At 64.3% G+C, this 16710-nt stretch carries 17 protein-coding genes; 5 read left to right on the top strand and 12 right to left on the bottom strand.

What is annotated here, in order from left to right; all coding sequences use genetic code 11:
- Positions 1-63 precede the first annotated feature (63 nt).
- Together BM154_RS13020 and BM154_RS13015 are read right to left on the bottom strand one after the other, a co-directional pair.
- On the bottom strand, positions 64-492 hold the full coding sequence (locus tag BM154_RS13020) for a c-type cytochrome (RefSeq protein WP_074884384.1): 429 nt from the start codon (positions 490-492) through the stop codon (positions 64-66).
- Between the two features lie 76 nt (positions 493-568).
- Positions 569-1456: an NAD(P)/FAD-dependent oxidoreductase gene (locus BM154_RS13015; protein WP_074884381.1), complete on the bottom strand. Its 888-nt coding sequence runs from the start codon at positions 1454-1456 to the stop codon at positions 569-571.
- A gap of 146 nt (positions 1457-1602) precedes the next feature.
- Here BM154_RS13015 and BM154_RS13010 point away from each other — a divergent pair, with 146 nt between their 5' ends.
- Positions 1603-2052, top strand: a complete 450-nt coding sequence (locus tag BM154_RS13010; RefSeq protein ID WP_074884377.1) for an Rrf2 family transcriptional regulator — start codon at positions 1603-1605, stop codon at positions 2050-2052.
- A gap of 18 nt (positions 2053-2070) precedes the next feature.
- Here BM154_RS13010 and BM154_RS13005 read toward each other — a convergent pair whose 3' ends face one another.
- Positions 2071-2472 carry a hypothetical protein gene (locus BM154_RS13005; RefSeq protein ID WP_074885336.1) on the bottom strand — a complete coding sequence of 134 codons (402 nt, stop codon included), beginning with the start codon at positions 2470-2472 and terminating at the stop codon, positions 2071-2073.
- A gap of 68 nt (positions 2473-2540) precedes the next feature.
- Positions 2541-4178, bottom strand: a complete 1638-nt coding sequence (locus BM154_RS13000) for a methyl-accepting chemotaxis protein (protein WP_074884374.1) — start codon at positions 4176-4178, stop codon at positions 2541-2543.
- A gap of 326 nt (positions 4179-4504) precedes the next feature.
- On the opposite strand from BM154_RS13000, the gene pgm reads away from it, so the two are divergent.
- Positions 4505-6169 (top strand): phosphoglucomutase (alpha-D-glucose-1,6-bisphosphate-dependent), encoded by a 1665-nt coding sequence (pgm, locus tag BM154_RS12995; protein WP_074884371.1) that lies wholly within the window; start codon positions 4505-4507, stop codon positions 6167-6169.
- Positions 6170-6266: 97 nt separating this feature from the next.
- Here the strand turns inward: pgm and BM154_RS12990 are convergent, their stop codons facing one another.
- Positions 6267-6617 carry a hypothetical protein gene (locus BM154_RS12990; protein ID WP_074884368.1) on the bottom strand — a complete coding sequence of 117 codons (351 nt, stop codon included), beginning with the start codon at positions 6615-6617 and terminating at the stop codon, positions 6267-6269.
- Positions 6618-6862: 245 nt separating this feature from the next.
- On the opposite strand from BM154_RS12990, the gene BM154_RS12985 reads away from it, so the two are divergent.
- Positions 6863-7420, top strand: coding sequence for a cysteine hydrolase family protein (locus tag BM154_RS12985; RefSeq protein WP_074884365.1), 558 nt, complete (start codon positions 6863-6865; stop codon positions 7418-7420).
- A gap of 46 nt (positions 7421-7466) precedes the next feature.
- Here the strand turns inward: BM154_RS12985 and BM154_RS12980 are convergent, their stop codons facing one another.
- A complete protein-coding gene (locus BM154_RS12980; RefSeq protein WP_074884361.1) occupies positions 7467-8741 on the bottom strand; it encodes a glucarate dehydratase family protein in 1275 nt (424 codons plus the stop codon).
- 59 nt (positions 8742-8800) lie between these two features.
- Entirely contained in the window at positions 8801-10156 is a 1356-nt protein-coding gene (locus tag BM154_RS12975; protein WP_074884358.1) for an MFS transporter, read from the bottom strand.
- 105 nt (positions 10157-10261) lie between these two features.
- On the opposite strand from BM154_RS12975, the gene BM154_RS12970 reads away from it, so the two are divergent.
- The gene (locus tag BM154_RS12970) at positions 10262-11161 is read left to right on the top strand and encodes a LysR family transcriptional regulator (protein WP_074884355.1); all 900 of its coding nucleotides are present in this window, start codon (positions 10262-10264) and stop codon (positions 11159-11161) included.
- Positions 11162-11429: 268 nt separating this feature from the next.
- Here BM154_RS12970 and BM154_RS12965 read toward each other — a convergent pair whose 3' ends face one another.
- From BM154_RS12965 to BM154_RS12945, 5 genes are all read right to left on the bottom strand, one after another.
- Positions 11430-12098, bottom strand: coding sequence for a TIGR04211 family SH3 domain-containing protein (locus BM154_RS12965; RefSeq protein WP_074884352.1), 669 nt, complete (start codon positions 12096-12098; stop codon positions 11430-11432).
- Between the two features lie 221 nt (positions 12099-12319).
- Positions 12320-13534 carry an MFS transporter gene (locus BM154_RS12960; protein WP_074884349.1) on the bottom strand — a complete coding sequence of 405 codons (1215 nt, stop codon included), beginning with the start codon at positions 13532-13534 and terminating at the stop codon, positions 12320-12322.
- Between the two features lie 185 nt (positions 13535-13719).
- Complete coding sequence (locus BM154_RS12955) at positions 13720-14619, bottom strand: LysR family transcriptional regulator (RefSeq protein ID WP_074884346.1); 900 nt, start codon at positions 14617-14619, stop codon at positions 13720-13722.
- A 33-nt stretch (positions 14620-14652) separates the two neighbouring features.
- Positions 14653-15168, bottom strand: a complete 516-nt coding sequence (locus BM154_RS12950; protein WP_074884343.1) for a GNAT family N-acetyltransferase — start codon at positions 15166-15168, stop codon at positions 14653-14655.
- Positions 15165-15701, bottom strand: a complete 537-nt coding sequence (locus tag BM154_RS12945; RefSeq protein ID WP_074884340.1) for an AAA family ATPase — start codon at positions 15699-15701, stop codon at positions 15165-15167. The genes BM154_RS12950 and BM154_RS12945 overlap by 4 nt, the downstream gene beginning before the upstream one ends.
- Positions 15702-15861: 160 nt before the next feature.
- Between BM154_RS12945 and minC the strand changes: the two genes are divergently transcribed.
- Positions 15862-16593: a septum site-determining protein MinC gene (gene minC, locus BM154_RS12940; protein WP_074884337.1), complete on the top strand. Its 732-nt coding sequence runs from the start codon at positions 15862-15864 to the stop codon at positions 16591-16593.
- Positions 16594-16710 lie beyond the last annotated feature (117 nt).

The raw sequence follows: 16710 nt of genomic DNA, 5'->3' as shown, positions 1-16710 counted from the left end.
TAGATTCAGAACCGGTATCGGCGGGCTTCGTTCAGATTGATTGCAGACGCCAGGAGCGCGCGGCTAGTGATCCTGATGGGATTGCAGGTAGAGCAGCAGGCTGTCGATCTTCTCCTGGTCGCCGATGCCCCAAAAACGCATCTTGTTGCCAGGCACCACGCTGTCGGAGTCCTTGATGAAAGCACTGAGCGTTTCACGCTCCCACACCACCGCCGCTTGCTGCATGGCAGGCGAATAGCTGTAGTCGGGCGTGGAGCCGGCATGCCGCCCAAAGAGGCCGTTGAGCTGAGGACCGAAAGCGGCGCGCGCGCCCGGCCCCACGTAATGGCAATTGCCGCAGCTGCGCTTGAATAGCGCCTCGCCGGCGGCGATATCGGCCTCGGCGCAGGCGAGCTGGGTGAACAAGGCCGCTGCGGCGATCACCAGCACATGGCTGGCAACACGCCCAGGCAGTGGTGCGCTGGTGCGAAGCAGAGAGAGAAAAGCGGTCATCGGTGCGCGGCGTTCGGTCTTACCAAGGGGGAGCACCAGTATGCCCGAAGTGGCAGAGCCGATTCATTGATCCGCGTTAGCGAAAGATCAACGACTGGTGTGCCCCTGCCCCCGCGCGCGCGCCAGTACCCACGGCGAGCGCCACCGAACCGGCGGCCAGGGCGGCGTCGCCGCAGGCGAACACGCCTGCCACGCTGGTTTCCTGGGTTTCGGAGGTCTGCAGGTAAAGGCCCATCGGCCCTTCCACCAGCTCGCAGCCAAGTTGTTCGGCCAATGGACTGTGCTGATGGGTGCGCGGCATCACGAACAGTCCGTCCAGCGCCGTCGTACGGCCGTCGGCCAGGTTGACGTCAATACGCTCGCCACTCATCGATAGCACGGGGTCCGGCTCGACCACCACGCCACGGCGCGCCAGCTGTTCGAGCTGCTCGGCATCGGGCACGAAGGCGCCATTGAGAAAGAACGTGGTGCTGCCCCAATCCGGCAGCATCAGAGCGTGGTGGATCGACATTGGCGAAACCGCCAGCACGCCGATGCGTCCCTGGTCGAGCTCATAGCCATGGCAGTAGGGGCAATGAAATACATGACGCCCCCAGCGCTCGGCCAGGCCGTCGATGGGCGACAACTCGTCACGCACGCCGCCGGCGAGAATCAGCCGCCGCCCGGCCTGCACCTGGCCGCCGCACAGCGTCACCAGAAAGCCCTCGCCATCACGCTGCACCTCGGTGGCCTCGCCTACCTGCCAGGTCACGTTCGGGTAATCCATCAGCTCGGCGCGCCCATCGGCGGCGATATCGTCGGGCGCGCGCCCGTCCTGGCCAAGAAACCCATGGGAATGGCTGGCGAATCGATTGCGCCGCACCCCCGCATCGATGACCAGCACGCGGCGCCGGGCCCGGGCCAGCTGCAGGCCTGCGGACAAGCCGGCATAGCTGCCGCCGACGATGATTGCGTCATAACTCATGGCGTTGCTCCTCCATGCGCGGCCCGGGAGAAGACCGAGCCATCACGAAACACCATAAGTTACATATAAGATGACCGTCAACCTCTCGTAACTTTTACCATTACGAATCATACTTGCCGCTATCGCACCACCACGCCGAGACGCCCATGAGAAACGACACCCGGTTGTCCCGCATGCTGCACGTACTGATCCATATGGATCGCCATGAACAGCGCACCACCTCGGAGACCATCGCGCGCATGCTGGAAACCAATCCGGTGGTGGTAAGGCGCACCATGGGCCTGTTGCGTGACAAGGGCTACGTGACCTCCGAGAAGGGCCATAACGGCGGCTGGTCGCTGGCCAGGCCACTGGCCGAGATCACCCTGCTGGACATTCACCAGGCCCTGGGTTCGCAATCGATCTTCAGCATCGGCCTGGCCACCGACAATCCCACCTGCCTGGTCGAGCAGGCCGTCAACCATGCCCTCGGGCAAGCCTTCGACGAAGCCCAGGCGCTCCTGCTGCAGAGGCTGGCAGCAATTAGCGTGGCGTCCCTGGCCGAAGACTTCGACGCGCGCTACCGGGCCCTCGAGGTGCCGTGCAAGAACCTCTGAGCACCGCGGTACCGGGGTTTACAGATCGCGGAACAGGTCGTGGGCGTTGAGCAGGGCGTAGGCGATTTCCGGGCGACGCTCCAGGCCGCGGCGAATGGCGGCAGGGATCGCCTGGCGGGTCTTGCGACACAGGCCGGGGAAGGTGTGCACTTCGATGGCAATGCCGCGCATGCTGCGCACTTCGTTGAAACCCGGGGCCACCTCGACGCGAATGCCCAACTGCTCGACCATGCGCTGCTGCATACGCTCGAGATCCTCGAGGCTGGCCAGGTTTTCCAGGCGCTCGAGCAGGCGTTTCTCCTCGTTCTTGGTCAGCATCAGGATGCGCTGATCCTTACCGGGCGATTCCAGCAGTTGCTCGCGCTGACAGTCGCACGCGCCCGGTGGGCAAGGATGGCGGATCGGCAGGGATGAATTCATGGCCTGCATCATAGCCAGGCCGACGGCGCGTTGACCATGGTCAACGCGCCGTCGGTTATCGGCGCCGATCAGGCGCTGAGCTTGAAGCGCCCGACCAGAGTATTGAGGCCCTGGGCCAGGTGCGCCAGCTCGCTGCAGGCCGCGGCGGTCTGGTTGGCGCCCGACGCGCTCTGAATCGACAGGTCGCGGATGCTCACCAGGTTGCGATCCACCTCACGGGCCACGTGGGCCTGCTCCTCGGAAGCGGTGGCGATCTGCAGGTTGCGCTCGTTGATCATGCCGATGGAATCCACGATCTGCTCCAGGGCGACACGCGCGTCGTCGGCGACCAGCAAGGTATTGCTCGCCTCCTGGCTGCTGCCGCGCATGGCCTGCACGGCTTTTTCAGTGCCGCTCTGGATGGCCGCGATCATGTGCTCGATTTCCTGGGTCGACGCCGAGGTACGGTGGGCCAGCCCCCTTACCTCATCGGCCACTACGGCGAAGCCGCGGCCATGGTCGCCGGCCCGGGCCGCCTCGATGGCGGCGTTGAGCGCCAGCAGGTTGGTCTGTTCGGCGACGTTGCGAATCACGTCCAGCACCTTGCTGATGTCACGGGCCTGGTCGGCCAGGCCCTGAACCTGATCGGAGGCCTGCATCACATTGCTCGACAGGTGACGGATGGCGTCCACGGTTCGCGCCACATGCTGATTGCCGGCGTTGGCCGACACCGTCGACTCGCGGGATGCATCGGAGGCGCCATTGGCGTTGCGCGACACTTCGTCGACCGCCGAACTCATCTGCGTCACTGCGGTGGCGGCCTGGTCGATCTCGGCGTTCTGATTCTGCAGGTTGCGGGTGCTCTCCTCGGTGACCGAAGCCATCTCCTCTGCCGCAGCGGCTAGCTGGGTGGACGAATCACTGATCTGACGGATGGCGTCGTTGAGGTTCTTCTGCATGGTGGCCTGGGCGGCCAGCAGGCGCGCGGCCTCATCCTTGCCCGAGACCTGCACGGCACGGGTCAGGTCGCCCGAGGCAATGGTCTCGGCACTCTGCAATGCTTCGCGGATCGGCGCGGCGATGGAGCGAGTCAGCAGGGTAGCCAGCAGCACGGTCAGCAAAACCGCAACGGCGATGGTCACCAGCACCCCGGTGCGGCCGTGCTGGTAAATGGTATTGGCGTTGATGCCCGCCTGCTTGGCGCCCTGCATGTTGTAGGCAGTCAGCTCATCGAGTTGCTGCTGCAGGGTGGCGCCGGCTTCGCGCACCGCCCCATTGGCCAGCGCCAGCGCCTGAGTCAGTTGGTTCTGGCGCAGAGAGTCGACGATCTGCTGCTGACCGCTCAAGTAGGTTTGGGCACTGGTATTGACCCGGTTGAACATGCCGCGTTCGACATCTGTGGACACCATATGCTGGCCATACTGATCGAGAATCTGCTGCAGCGCTGTACGGTAGCTCTGCGCCACGCTGTCATCGATGGTCTGTTGGCTGGTGTTTTCCACCACGGCCAGCATCCTCAGGGTTTCCAGGCGAACGTTGAGCAGATCCTTCTGCATCTCGCCGGTGGCCTGGATGCTCGCCATCCAGTTGGTTTCGATATCCTGTTCGGCATCGTAGAGGTCGCCGAGCTTGAACAGCGAGAATACGCCCAGCGCCATCACCAGCAGGGTGATGAGCGCGAAGCAGAAGGCAGCACGGGGGGCGATGTTGAAGCTGCGAAGATTCATGGTGGCACCAGATATAGGGTGTTCTACCAACCACTCCTTGTCGGCCCAGCAAATGCGCTGCCGGTTCCGACACACGCACTTACAAAATAGCAAAATGCCACCAACCCGTACGTTAAATAAATCTATCGCAACGATGCAGGATTTCGTGCTTTTGCAATCATCGCGGACTACTCGGCCAGCTTACTGGCGCTTTGTCGCGCAATCTTTATCATCCGCGCACGAGTATGGGGAACTCCAGCCTACTGCCCTGGTGTCGAACCCCGAGTCCGATGTCAGCGGCGGCGCCAGAGCCGCCCGGCCCTTTTACCCTATCAAAGGAACGATTGATGAGCATTCACAGCAACGCGGGGCGCCTTCCCGACGAGCACAGTCTGGTCAACCTGCCCCGTCTGGTTGCGCGCTACTACAGCGAGCGCCCGGATCCGAGCGACCCTGCTCAGCAGGTGGCCTTCGGTACTTCGGGCCACCGCGGTTCTTCCCTGAAGAACAGCTTCAATGAATGGCACATCCTCGCCGTAACCCAGGCGATCTGCGATTACCGCCGCGGCCAGGGCATCGACGGCCCGCTGTTCATCGGCATGGACACCCACGCGCTGTCCGAGCCGGCTTTCGTGTCGGCCCTGGAAGTGCTGGCCGCCAACCGCATCGAAACCCGTATCGATGCCGGCTGCAGTGAAACGGGCGGCGAACCGGGCTACACCCCGACGCCGGCCATCTCCAAGGCAATTCTCGATTACAACAAGGGCCGCAGCAGCGGCCTGGCCGATGGCATCGTCATCACCCCGTCGCATAACCCGCCGGCCGATGGCGGCTTCAAATACAACGCCAGCAACGGTGGCCCGGCCGATACCGGCGTGACCAAGTGGATTCAGGAGCGCGCCAACGAACTGCTGGTGGCCGGCCTCAAGGGCGTGCAGCGCATCGACTATGCCAGCGCTCTGAAGGCGCCCACTACCCAGCGCCACGATTTCATCGAGCAATACGTCGGCGATCTCGAGCAGGTGCTCGACCTGCAGGCGATCCGCGGCTCGGGCCTGAAGTTCGCGGTCGATCCGCTGGGCGGCGCCGGCGTGCATTACTGGACGCGCATCGCCGAGCGTTTCGGCCTGCCGCTGGAAGTGCTGTCGACGCGTATCGACCCGACCTTCCGCTTCATGCGCCTCGACTGGGACGGCAAGATCCGCATGGATTGCAGCTCGCCCCATGCCATGGCCGGGCTGATCGAGAACAAGGACCGCTTCGACGTGGCCTTCGCCTGCGATACCGACCATGACCGCCACGGCATCGTCGCCCGCTCGGTGGGGCTGCTCAACCCCAACCATTACCTGGCCGTGGCCATCGAGTACCTGTTCACTCACCGTCCGCAGTGGGCGGCCCAGGCCGCTATCGGCAAGACCCTGGTGTCCTCGTCGATGATCGACCGCGTGGCCAAGGGCATCGGCCGCAACGTGGTGGAAGTGCCGGTGGGCTTCAAGTGGTTCGTCGACGGCCTGATCGAAGGCCGTTTCGGCTTTGGCGGGGAAGAATCGGCCGGTGCCTCGTTCCTGCGCAAGGATGGCAGCGCATGGTCCACCGACAAGGACGGCATCATTCTCGGCCTGCTGGCGGCGGAAATCACCGCAGTGACCGGCAAGGATCCAGGCGAGCGCTACCAGGCCCTGACCGAGCGCTTCGGTGCGCCGGTCTACCAACGCATCGACGCCCCGGCAGACCGTGAGCAAAAGGCCCGCCTGGGCAAGCTGTCGGCATCCCAGGTGACCGCCAGCGAGCTGGCCGGCCAGCCGATCACCGCCATCCTTACCGAAGCGCCGGGCAACGGTGCGGCCATCGGCGGGCTCAAGGTGGTCACCGACAACGGCTGGTTCGCGGCGCGGCCATCGGGTACCGAGGATGTCTACAAGATCTACGCCGAGAGCTTCGAGGGCGATGCCCACCTCAAGCGCATCCAGAGCGAGGCCAAATCCCTGGTCGACACCGTGCTAGCTGGCTGAGGATCACCAGCCGGCTCCTGGCGGGCCGGCTCTTGGTGATCAACGCCCATAAAAAAGCCCCGCCTAGGCGGGGCTTTTTTCAACCGGTTGAGTGAACTCAGGCGGTGGCGCGGTAGCTGCCATCACGACCACGGCGAGCCCACATCATTTTTGCAGCGGTCGGATTGATCGGCGCGCCGGTAAAGGTCGGCAGGCTGCGATCGATCCACTGGGCACCCTGCCCCTTCCAGTTGATTTCACCGCTGATCAGCTTGCTGTCACGCATGATCTCATGCAGCAGCGCCTGAACGCGGGTTTCACAGAATACGGTCTGGCGGTCGATCGCCTTAACGAAGGCAATTTCACCATCCTTACGCAACGTCATCAGCAACATCCCGTCGGGGCGCTTTTTGAAATCGATGGCGTAGTCCGGGAGGTTTTCGATCAGGTGCTGGATGGCGTATTGCATGGCTCGTACCCTCTGAGTGGTGTTCCTTCGTCCAGAGGGATATTGCAGACTGCGTGCCAGCTATTGATAAAATCTAAACCATTGATTTAAAAGGACTATTTACAAATAAAAAATAATTGAACTATGCATCCTGCACGGTGGCCAGATTCTGGTCGTGCAAGATGCAATACTGAGTGCGAGCATGCTTGTTCTATAGATGAAGAATTTGCGCAGAAGTGCCCTTTCACCCGACGCAAGGCATTGTCATGACCCATCCCACCCTGATCATCATCGACATGCAGCGCGGCATGCTCGACCCCGCAGCCGGCGAGCGCAACAACCCGCAGGCGCCCTTGCGCATGGCCGAACTGCTCCAGGCCTGGCGCCTGGCCGCAGCGCCGGTCGTGCATGTACGCCATATCTCCCGATCTGCAGGCTCGCAATTCGCACCCGGGCAGAGCGGCGTGGAGTTCCAGCCGGCGCTGCAGCCGTTGCCCCGGGAGCACGTGGTCGAGAAGAACGTGCCCGATGCGTTCATCCACTCCGGGCTGGAGCGCTGGCTGCGGGTGCGCGGCATCGACTCGCTGGTGATCGTTGGCGTCAGCACCAACAACTCGGTGGAAGCGACCGCGCGCTCGGCGGGCAACCTGGGCTTCACCACCTATGTAGTAGCCGATGGCTGCTTCACCTTTGCCAAGGTCGACTACCAGGGTGTGCTGCGCAGCGCCGGGGAGGTGCACGCCATGGCGCTGGCCAATCTGCAGGATGAGTACGCGCAGGTCATTGAAAGCCAAGCAGCGCTAGCACTACTCAAGCAGGTATAAGAAAGGATTGAGGTGGCCATGGGCGGCCACCTCGGCAGGTTGCGGATCAGAACCGTGGTTTGAGCGCCTTCCAGCTCGGGTCGTACTTCTGCATCTGGGTGACGTCATTGCGCGAGCGGATGCCGCAGGTCAGGTACTGGTCGTTGAGCTTGGCCAACTGGTCGTAGTCCAGCTCGACGCCTAGGCCAGGCGCGCGGGTCAGCGCCACGCAGCCGTCGACGATCGGCAGCTTGCCGCCCTTGATCACTTCCTCGTCTGGCTCCTGCCAGGGGTAATGGGTATCGCAGGCATAGGACAGATTCGGCACCGCCGCCGCCACATGGGTCATGGCCATCAGGCTGATGCCCAGATGCGAGTTGGAGTGCATGGACACGCCCAGGCCAAAGGTATCGCACATGCGCGCGAGGATCTGCGTATCACGCAGGCCACCCCAGTAATGGTGGTCGGCCAGCACGATCTGCACGCTGTTCAGCGCCACGCTGCGGCGGAACTCGTCGAAATCGGTGACCACCATGTTGGTCGCCAACGGGATGCCGGTGATTTTGTGTACCTCGGCCATGCCCTCCAGGCCTGGGCAGGGGTCTTCGTAGTATTCCAGGTCATCACCCATCAGCTCGGCCATGCGCAGCGAGGTCTGCACCGACCAGTTGCCGTTGGGGTCGATACGCAGCGGCGCCTCCGGAAAGGCCTGGCGCAGCGCCTTGATACAGGCCACTTCGTGCTCGGGGCCGAGCAAGGTGCCGGCCTTGAGCTTGATGCTCTTGAAGCCGTTCTCCTCGATCATGGTGCGCGCCTGGGCGACGATCTGCTCGGGGCTGATGCCCTCCCCCCAGCGATCCGGCTTATAGGGCGAGCCCACGTGCTCGGCATACTTGAGAAACAGGTAGGCGCTGAATGGCACGCGGTCACGCACCGCACCGCCGAGCAGATCCACCAGTGGCATGCCCAGGGAACGCGCTTGCAGATCGAGAAAGGCCACTTCGAAAGCCGAATAGGCATTGGCCACCTGTTTGCTGGGGTGCGAGCCCGGCGCCAGTTCCGCGCCCGCGGTGCCCGGCTTGAGCGCGGCCACGGTCTTCACCACCCGGGCGCGCAGACCGTTGAGGTCGAAGGGGTCGAGGCCGACCAGCGAATCCTGCATGGCCTGCAGCACGCTGAGCACCGGCGCATCGCCGTAGCTCTCGCCCAGGCCGATAAAGCCATTGTCGCTTTCCACCTCGATGATCGAACGCAGGGCATAGGGCTCGTGGATACCGCTGGCGTTGAGCAAGGGCGCATCACGGAACGCAATCGGCGTCACGCGTACCTGTTTGATCCTCATCTTTCGAATTCCTTGTGCTGACAGAGTGGCTGCGCTGGCCAGGCCAGCGCCTGTACGTTTCAGGCTGGCGATGCGGCAGGCTTGGGGCTCACGCCGTTGCCGCTGCCCTTGGCGCCTTTGCTGGTCTTGGTCATGAACACCAGGATGCCGGCGATCAGCGAGACCACGGCCAGACCGATCAGGCCGCCTTCGATGGAGCCAGTGTGCTCTTCGAGATAGCCGAAGGTGGCCGGCGCCACGAAGCCGCCCAGGCTGCCCACCGAATTGATCAGGGCAATCACTGCCGCGGCGATGCGCGCATCCAGATAGGCCTGGGGAATTGGCCAGAACAGCGAGGACGCCGCCTTGAAGCCGATGGCCGCGAAGCAGATGGCGATGAACGAGAAGATCGGCCCGCCAGTGGTGGACATGAACAGCCCGAATGCGGCGATCACGAACGCTGCCGAAGCCCAGGCCTGTTGCCACTTGTAGCGCGCTGCCAGGGCCGCGAAGGCGTACATGGCCGCCACCGAGATGATCCACGGCACCGAGTTGAACAGGCCGATCTGGAAGTCATCCAGCCCGCCCATGGAGCGGATGATGCTCGGCAACCAGAAGGTGCAGCCGTAGATGGTCAGCGAGATGGAGAAGTACAGGAAGCAGAACAGCATGATCTGTGGGTCACGCAGCAGCCTTAACGCCGAGTGCTTGACCGCGCCGGTCTCGCCGGCTGCCAGTTGGCGCTGACGCTGCTCTTCGTCGATGCAATCGGTCAGTGCCTGGCTTTCCTCGCGGCTCAGCCATTTGGCGTCCTTGGGCAGCGAATCCAGCCAGAACCACACGAAACCGCAGAGCACCACCGAGAACATGCCTTCGATGAAGAACATCCACTGCCAGCCCTTCATACCCAGGCCGTCGATCTGCAACAGCAGGCCGGACAGCGGACCGGAAATGATCGAGGCGATGGCCGAGCCACTGAGGAAGATGGCCATGGCCTTGCCACGTTCGCCAGCCGGCAGCCACTTGGTGAAGTAGTACACCACGCCCGGAAAGAAGCCGGCCTCGGCGACGCCGAGCAAAAAGCGCAGGATATAGAACCAGGTTTCGTTGGGCACGAAGGCCATCGCGGTGGCGACGATGCCCCAGGTGAACATGATGCGGGTCAGCCATACCTTGGCGCCGTAGCGCTGCAACAGCATGTTCGAGGGCACTTCGAACATCGCGTAGCCGATGAAGAACAGGCCCGCGCCCAGGCCATAAGCGGCGGCGCCAATGCCCAGGTCGGTTTCCAGGTGGCTGCGGACGAAGCCGATGTTCACCCGGTCGATGTAGTTGACGATGAACATCACCACGAAGAGTGGCAATACGTGGCGTTTCACTTTCGAGACCGCGCGGGCAACAACCTGCGGGTCGGCTGGACTTGGGACGTTATTCACTGGGCGACTCCCGATCATTGTTTTTGTGGGATGCGCCGATCATGTACGCGGGTATTGATCCCGTCTAATCTATATTGGCATTCGATTGATACCTGGATTAAATCAATGTTCGAACTCGCCCAGCTGCGCTGCTTCACCACCGTCGCCACCGAACTCAACTTTCGCCGCGCCGCCGAACGGCTGAACATGACCCAGCCGCCGCTGAGCCGGCAGATCCAGCTGCTCGAGCACAGCCTGGGTGTCGAGCTGTTCACCCGCAGCACGCGCAGCGTGGCGCTCACCGCCGCTGGCCGGGCATTTTTCATCGAAGCGCAGAACCTGCTGGAGCGTGCCCACCAGGCAGCGGCCTCGGCGCGGCGCTTCGCAGCGGGCGATATTGGCTCGGTGAGCATCAGCTTCGTGGGCAGTGCGGTGTACGAATTCCTACCCCGGGTGATCGCCGAGGCGCGGCTCAATCAACCCCAGGTGAAGATTTCCCTGAGCGAGATGAACACCCATCAGCAGCACGAGGCGCTGCGCACCCGGCGCATCGACCTGGGCATCGTGCGCCAGCCGTTGCTGCAGGCCGGTTACGAGAACGAGTGCCTGGTGCGCGAACCGTTCGTGCTGGCCATTCCCAGCGGGCACCCGCTGGCCAGAGTTGAGCAGATTGGCGTCAGGAGCCTGGATGGCGCGCCCTTTCTGATGTACTCCCACGCCGCCTACCCGCCGTTCAACGAGCTGCTGACCGGCATGTTCCGCTCTGCCGGGGTGGCGCCCGAATACGTGCAGTGGCTGGGCTCGTCGCTGACCATCCTGGCCCTGGTCAACGCCGGCATGGGCCTGGCCCTGGTGCCGCGCTGCGCCACCAACGTGGTGTTCAAGGAGGTGACATTCCGCGAGATCGATCTGGGCGAAGGGATTCAAAGCGAACTGCACCTGACCTGGCGCAGCAATAACGACAACCCGGCCTGCATGATGCTGCTCGAGGCGATTCGGGCGGCGGTGGCCGCTGAGGTGCACTGAGGCGCTGCGCTGTTCAATGCCGAGGAGCGCCCAATGATGTGGGATGTAGAAATGTGGGAGCGCGCCATGCGGGCGAACTCCCATCTATAAGCTTTACCCATTTGCGCGAGTGGGCAGGAACTGCCAGTCGATGACCCAGTTTTTCGCGGGCATGGACTGGGCGTCCCCGCCGCTCCCACAGTCCCACAAAAATGGCAGCGGATATCCGCTGCACCTTTCGCCCCTGCAGAGCAAAGGCGAAGCGTGAATCTCTAAAAAGCCGGCCGACTCAGACCCACTGATCGTTACGCTTGCGGCGCAGGCGGAACATGGTTGGCAGGATCAACCCCGCCAGCAAGCCGACACCGGCGATGCTGCCACCGTAGACCATGTAGCGCATCAGCACCTGCTTCTGCTCGTCGCCCAGTTGGGCCTGGGCCTCACGCAGCTCCGAACGGGCCTGGTTGAGTTCGATATCCAGGGCGCTGCGGTTGGCTTCGAGTTCGTCGATCAGTTTCTTGCGAGTCTCCAGCGTCTCCTGCATGCCCTGCACACGGGTTTCCCAGGTCTCGTTGATGTTCTTGAGCTCGGTGCTCAGCTCGGTAACCTTCTGCTCCAGCGCCGGCAGCCGCTCGGCCTGGCCGGGCACCTCCTGCAGGTCGCGGTTGGGGATCCACACCGCGTCGCCGCTCTCGCCACGCACCTGGCTGTAGTCGCCCTGGGTGCGCAGCAGTTGCACGCGGGTGCCGGAACTCAGGGTGCCGACGATGCGATAGCCCTCGGTCGGGCCGCTGCGCACGTAGGTATTGAGGCTGTCACTGACCCAGCGCACGTTGTCGCTGGCCTGTTGGGCGTGGGCCGGCGCGGCGATCAGCAGCAGGCCGGATAGAACGCAAGTCCCCAGCACGCGAAACGGCGGCAGGGAAAAGCAGGCAGAAAAGGGACGGGCTAGGGACATAAAAACATCTTCACTCGGCGGTGGAACACATTGCGACTCAGCGCGCGAATGTCGGCCAGGCGAATTGTTGTACCGATGTGCAGGGGGCGCGCAAATGGCGCAACGCCATGCCTTCCACCGGTTTGGCCGACTGCTGAAAGACCGCAGCAGATCGGCCGGGTTCCTCGGCGGCCGGCACATTGGCCGATCGAAGCGGCGCGCCAGCGCACCGTTCCAGTGTCTTACTTACCGTCAGCCAAGCGCTGCTCGCCGGTCGCCCTGCGCCCGAACCACAAGGCCAGAAGCAGCGCCAGAGCGGGAAACGCCGCACCGGTCAGCGCCGCGCCCTGCCAACCGAAGGTTTCGTAGATCGGGCTGGCGATGGCCGAGCCGCTGGCACCACCGATAAAGATGCTGGTCATGTACAGGGCGTTGAGGCGCGCGCGGCTGTTCTGCTCCAGCGCGTAGACGTCGCGCTGACCGAGCACCATGTTCAGTTGCACGGCGAAATCCAGCAGCACCGCGCACAGCACCAGGCCAAGCACGACAGCCAAGGGGCCGGCCAGGGTCAGCGCGAAGGCCAGCGGCGCCAGCACCAGGGCCACCAGGGTGGCACGCCGGGTATGACCGGCATCGGCCAGGCGCCCGGCAATCGGCGCGGCGATGGCACCAATGGCCCCGACCAGGGCGAACAACGCGACGTGGGTCTGGGTGAAGCCGTAATGACGCACCAACTCCATCGGCGCCACGGTCCAGAACAGGCTGAACGAGGCGAACATCAGCCCCTGGTACAGCGCCCGCTGGCGCAGCGTCGAATAGCGGCGCAGCAGGCCCAGCAGCGACAGCAGCAGATGGCCGTAATGGCCACGGTTATCCGGCACATGGCGGGGAATGGTGGTGGCGATCACCAGCACGATGCCGAGCATCAGCGTCGCCGCCATGACGTACACCGCACGCCAGCCGAAGTATTCGGCGATCAGGCTGGCCACCGGCCGTGCCAGCAGGATGCCCAGCAGCAGGCCGGCCATGATGTTGCCCACCACGCGGCCACGGGTCGCTTCCGGTGCCAGGTGAGCAGCCAGGGGAATCAGCATCTGCACTGACACCGAACTCAAGCCGACCAGCAGCGACAGGCCAAGAAACAGCCCCGGCGACGTGGAAAACCCAGCTGCCAGCAGGCAGACCATCGCCGCCAGGGTGGTCAGCAGCATCAGCCGGCGACTCTCCAGCAGGTCGGCCAGCGGCACCAGAAACAGCAGGCCGACGGCATAGCCGATCTGGGTCAGCGAGACGATCAGGCTGGCCTGATGCATCGATAGCCCCACAGCAGGCGCGATCAGCTCGACGATTGGCTGGGCGTAGTAGAGGTTGGCGACGATGGCGCCGCAGCAGAAGGCGAACAGCAGCACCAGCGCTGGCGAGAGGCTGTGCGACCGGTTGGACGTGGATGTACTCATGATTACCTCGCGATAAGCCGACCTGCACGGCGGCTCGTCGGAACAGGAAACGGGTGGGATGCCCGACGGAGCCCTGGCGTCACCAACTGGCGGCCTGGGTGAAGCAAGGTTACGGGGCCTCGTTCGAGCGCAGAATCCACCTGCCGCGCAACACAGCGTTGCGCCGGCTCGAACGCTGCCCGGCATCAGCCGGCTAGCAGCTCACGCAGGAATTCGACGAACGCAGCCACCCGCCGCGAGCCACGCTGATTGGGTAGGTAGAGCACGCTGATGGCACCGCTCGCCGCACCGGGTGTGATGCTGTAGCGATCGAGCAGGCGCACCAGTCGGCCACTGGCGACATCCTCACGCACCAGCCAATCGGCCAGCAGCGCCACGCCCTGCCCGGCCAGCGCCGCGGCGCGCAGCACGTCGGCGTTGTTGCTCTGCAAGCGCCCGCGCACCGCCACCTCCTGCACGCCCTCGGCCGCAACGAACTGCCAGGGCGGCGCCCCCGCGCCAAAATCGAAACGCAGGCATTGATGGGCCAACAGTGCCTGGGGCTCGCCGATCGGCGGCTGGCACGCCAGGTACGCCGGGCTGGCCACTAGCCAGCGGGTGAACTCGCCCAGCCCTACGCTGACCACCTCGTCGCTGAGCAGCGTACTACCCAGGCGCACCGCCACGTCCACCCGCTCGCCAGGCAGGTCGACCAGGTCGTCACTGAGACGCAGGGCAATCTCCAGTTCGGGGTGCCGTTCGAGCAGCTGGCCAAGGTGGGGCGCGATCACCCGCCGCCCGAACTCCACCGGCACGCTGACATTGAGCCGCCCGCGGGCCTGCGCGCCGCCATCACACACGGCGGCATCGGCCTCCGCCAGCGCCTCGAGAATCGCCACGGCACGTTCGAAATAGGCCTGCCCGGCCTGGGTCATGCCAACCTGGCGGGTACTGCGGTTGAGCAGCACGCTCTGCAGTTCGGCTTCCAGGCTGCTGACCAGCCGGGTCACCGAAGAGGTCGCCATGCCCAGGGAGCGCCCGGCCGCGGAAAACCCGCCGCAGCGCACGGTTGCCACGAAGGCTTGCAAGGCCAGCAGTTTATCCATCTCAACAGGCTCCTAGGCTCGACCGCGGTGACTCTAGCGCATGTCCCTCAGCCGGCATTGCATATGCGTCGTCTGCCACACGGGGTCGCTCTCCACATCGGTGACCGTAAAGCCCTGCCGTTCCCAGAAGCGGATGGCGCCTGGCAGAAAGGGATGTGTATGCAGGTAGAGCACCTCGACACCCTGGCCGAGGGCATGTTCGCGCAGCTCGCTGCACAGCCTGACGGCCAGGCCGGAGCGCCTGAAGGCCGGAACCACGAACAGCCGCACGATCTCCACCGTGCGCACACCCCGGTAGTCGAGCTGAGCGAAGCGGTGGTCGTAGGGCAGGTAGCCAACGGCCGCAACGATCTCGCCTGCGCAGCGCGCCAGCCAGAAGGCGCCCATCTCGCCCTGTACGTAGGTCTCGGCAAAGCGCTGCAGGTCGGCCGGCAGCACGCTGCTGTCGAGCATCGGGAAGATCTCGGCGCGGGCCGCCATCACGAAGCCGATCGCCTCGTCGATATCGGCCAGGCCGGCGCGCTGGATGTCGACTTCGGCCTGGCTCATTGCGTTAGCTCGCCGGCATCACGCGACAAGGCGTCCAGCAGAAAATCCGCGCGAGCGGGCACATCCAGCCTTGGCAGCAATTGCACCTGATAGCCCAGCGCCGGATAGTCGCGCAGCAGGCGCTGGTATTCCCCGATGGCGGTACTCAGTTCATGGCGCCGCTGGTCATCCTGGCAATAGATGGCCGGCCACGGCGGCACCATGAACACCTGGAGGTGATAACGAAAGGCCGTGGCCAACGGCGCGAGACAGGGCGCAGCCGTAAGGTGCTGCAAGGCACTGGCCAGGTCCACCAGGCTACGGTCGCAGAACACCCAGCCTGCAGTGCCGACATGGGTGTGATAGTCCTGCTCGGCCAGTGCCATGGCCTGCTGCAGAAAACCCGGCAAGTCGTCCCAGGGCGTTGCGCCACCGGCCTGGATCAAACGCCGGCCCGCCTCTTCGATCACCCGATACCCACGCCGTTGCAGCTCGGCCAGCAGCGTGGACTTGCCGCCACCCGAGCACCCGGAAACCACCACCAAACCACTCACTGACTGCCCGCCCTGCCTTGCTTACCCTTCATGCGCAGCACCTTAACGGTGCGCAGGTTGCAGCAGCAAGCCTGCGCGGCTTCGGTGACATTTGTCCTTGAGCCCCGCCGCCGTTCTCGTTATAAGTCCCGCTAATTTTCCAAGGCCCATCAGGCAGACCATGAGCCAAGCTGATCTCCTCGACCAAGACCCCGTGTTCCAGCTCAAAGGCAGCATGCTGGCCATCACCGTGATGGAGCTGGCGCACAACGACCTTGCCCGCCTCGACCTGCAACTCGCCGAGAAGGTCGCCCAGGCGCCCAACTTCTTCAGCAACACGCCCCTGGTATTGGCCCTCGACAAACTGCCGCGCGAGGAAGGCGACCTCGACCTGGGCGAACTCATGGCCCTGTGCCGCAAGCACGGCCTGCGCACCCTGGCCGTGCGCGCCAGCCGCGAGGAAGACATCGCCGCCGCCAACGCCCTGGACCTGCCGGTGCTGCCGCCCTCCGGGGCCCGCGAGCGGGTAATCGACCCGGCACCCAAACCGGTCGAGCCGCCCAAGCCGGTGGAGCCCGAGGTCAAACCGACCCGCGTGATCACCACCCCGGTGCGCGGCGGCCAGCAGATCTACGCCCAGGGCTGCGACCTGGTGGTGCTGGCCCCGGTGAGTGCCGGCGCGGAACTTCTCGCCGATGGCAACATCCATGTCTACGCGCCCATGCGTGGTCGCGCATTGGCCGGCGTCAAGGGCAACCGGCAAGCACGGATTTTCTGCCAGCAGATGGGCGCCGAACTGCTCTCCATCGCCGGCCAGTACAAGGTTGCCGAAGACCTGCGCCGCGACCCGAACTGGGGCCGCGCGGTGCAGGTCAGCCTGATGGGCGACGTGTTGAACATCACCCGTCTTTAACGGATACTGCCCGGCACTTTTAACTGTCACACAGGGCCCTCGAACGCCTCTGGGCGGGCTGTCAAAACAATCATCGGCCAAACCCGGCGAGCACCGCGCACGCCCCCAGCCGAGCGA

It is taken from the genome of Phytopseudomonas argentinensis (assembly GCF_900113905.1).
Taxonomy (GTDB): Bacteria; Pseudomonadota; Gammaproteobacteria; order Pseudomonadales; family Pseudomonadaceae; genus Aquipseudomonas; species Aquipseudomonas argentinensis.
Note: the sequence above shows the minus strand (reverse complement) of the source record. Positions and strands in the feature narration are given on the sequence as shown.

Coding starts and splice junctions, on each gene's coding strand:
- BM154_RS12955 (WP_074884346.1), bottom strand. CDS start 14,619: ATGGATAAACTGCTGGCCTTGCAAGCCTTCGTGGCAACCGTGCGCTGC.
- BM154_RS12980 (WP_074884361.1), bottom strand. CDS start 8,741: ATGAGGATCAAACAGGTACGCGTGACGCCGATTGCGTTCCGTGATGCG.
- BM154_RS13015 (WP_074884381.1), bottom strand. CDS start 1,456: ATGAGTTATGACGCAATCATCGTCGGCGGCAGCTATGCCGGCTTGTCC.
- BM154_RS13020 (WP_074884384.1), bottom strand. CDS start 492: ATGACCGCTTTTCTCTCTCTGCTTCGCACCAGCGCACCACTGCCTGGG.
- pgm (WP_074884371.1), top strand. CDS start 4,505: ATGAGCATTCACAGCAACGCGGGGCGCCTTCCCGACGAGCACAGTCTG.
- BM154_RS12965 (WP_074884352.1), bottom strand. CDS start 12,098: ATGTCCCTAGCCCGTCCCTTTTCTGCCTGCTTTTCCCTGCCGCCGTTT.
- BM154_RS12990 (WP_074884368.1), bottom strand. CDS start 6,617: ATGCAATACGCCATCCAGCACCTGATCGAAAACCTCCCGGACTACGCC.
- BM154_RS13010 (WP_074884377.1), top strand. CDS start 1,603: ATGAGAAACGACACCCGGTTGTCCCGCATGCTGCACGTACTGATCCAT.
- BM154_RS13000 (WP_074884374.1), bottom strand. CDS start 4,178: ATGAATCTTCGCAGCTTCAACATCGCCCCCCGTGCTGCCTTCTGCTTC.
- BM154_RS12970 (WP_074884355.1), top strand. CDS start 10,262: ATGTTCGAACTCGCCCAGCTGCGCTGCTTCACCACCGTCGCCACCGAA.
- BM154_RS12985 (WP_074884365.1), top strand. CDS start 6,863: ATGACCCATCCCACCCTGATCATCATCGACATGCAGCGCGGCATGCTC.
- minC (WP_074884337.1), top strand. CDS start 15,862: ATGAGCCAAGCTGATCTCCTCGACCAAGACCCCGTGTTCCAGCTCAAA.
- BM154_RS12960 (WP_074884349.1), bottom strand. CDS start 13,534: ATGAGTACATCCACGTCCAACCGGTCGCACAGCCTCTCGCCAGCGCTG.
- BM154_RS13005 (WP_074885336.1), bottom strand. CDS start 2,472: ATGAATTCATCCCTGCCGATCCGCCATCCTTGCCCACCGGGCGCGTGC.
- BM154_RS12950 (WP_074884343.1), bottom strand. CDS start 15,168: ATGAGCCAGGCCGAAGTCGACATCCAGCGCGCCGGCCTGGCCGATATC.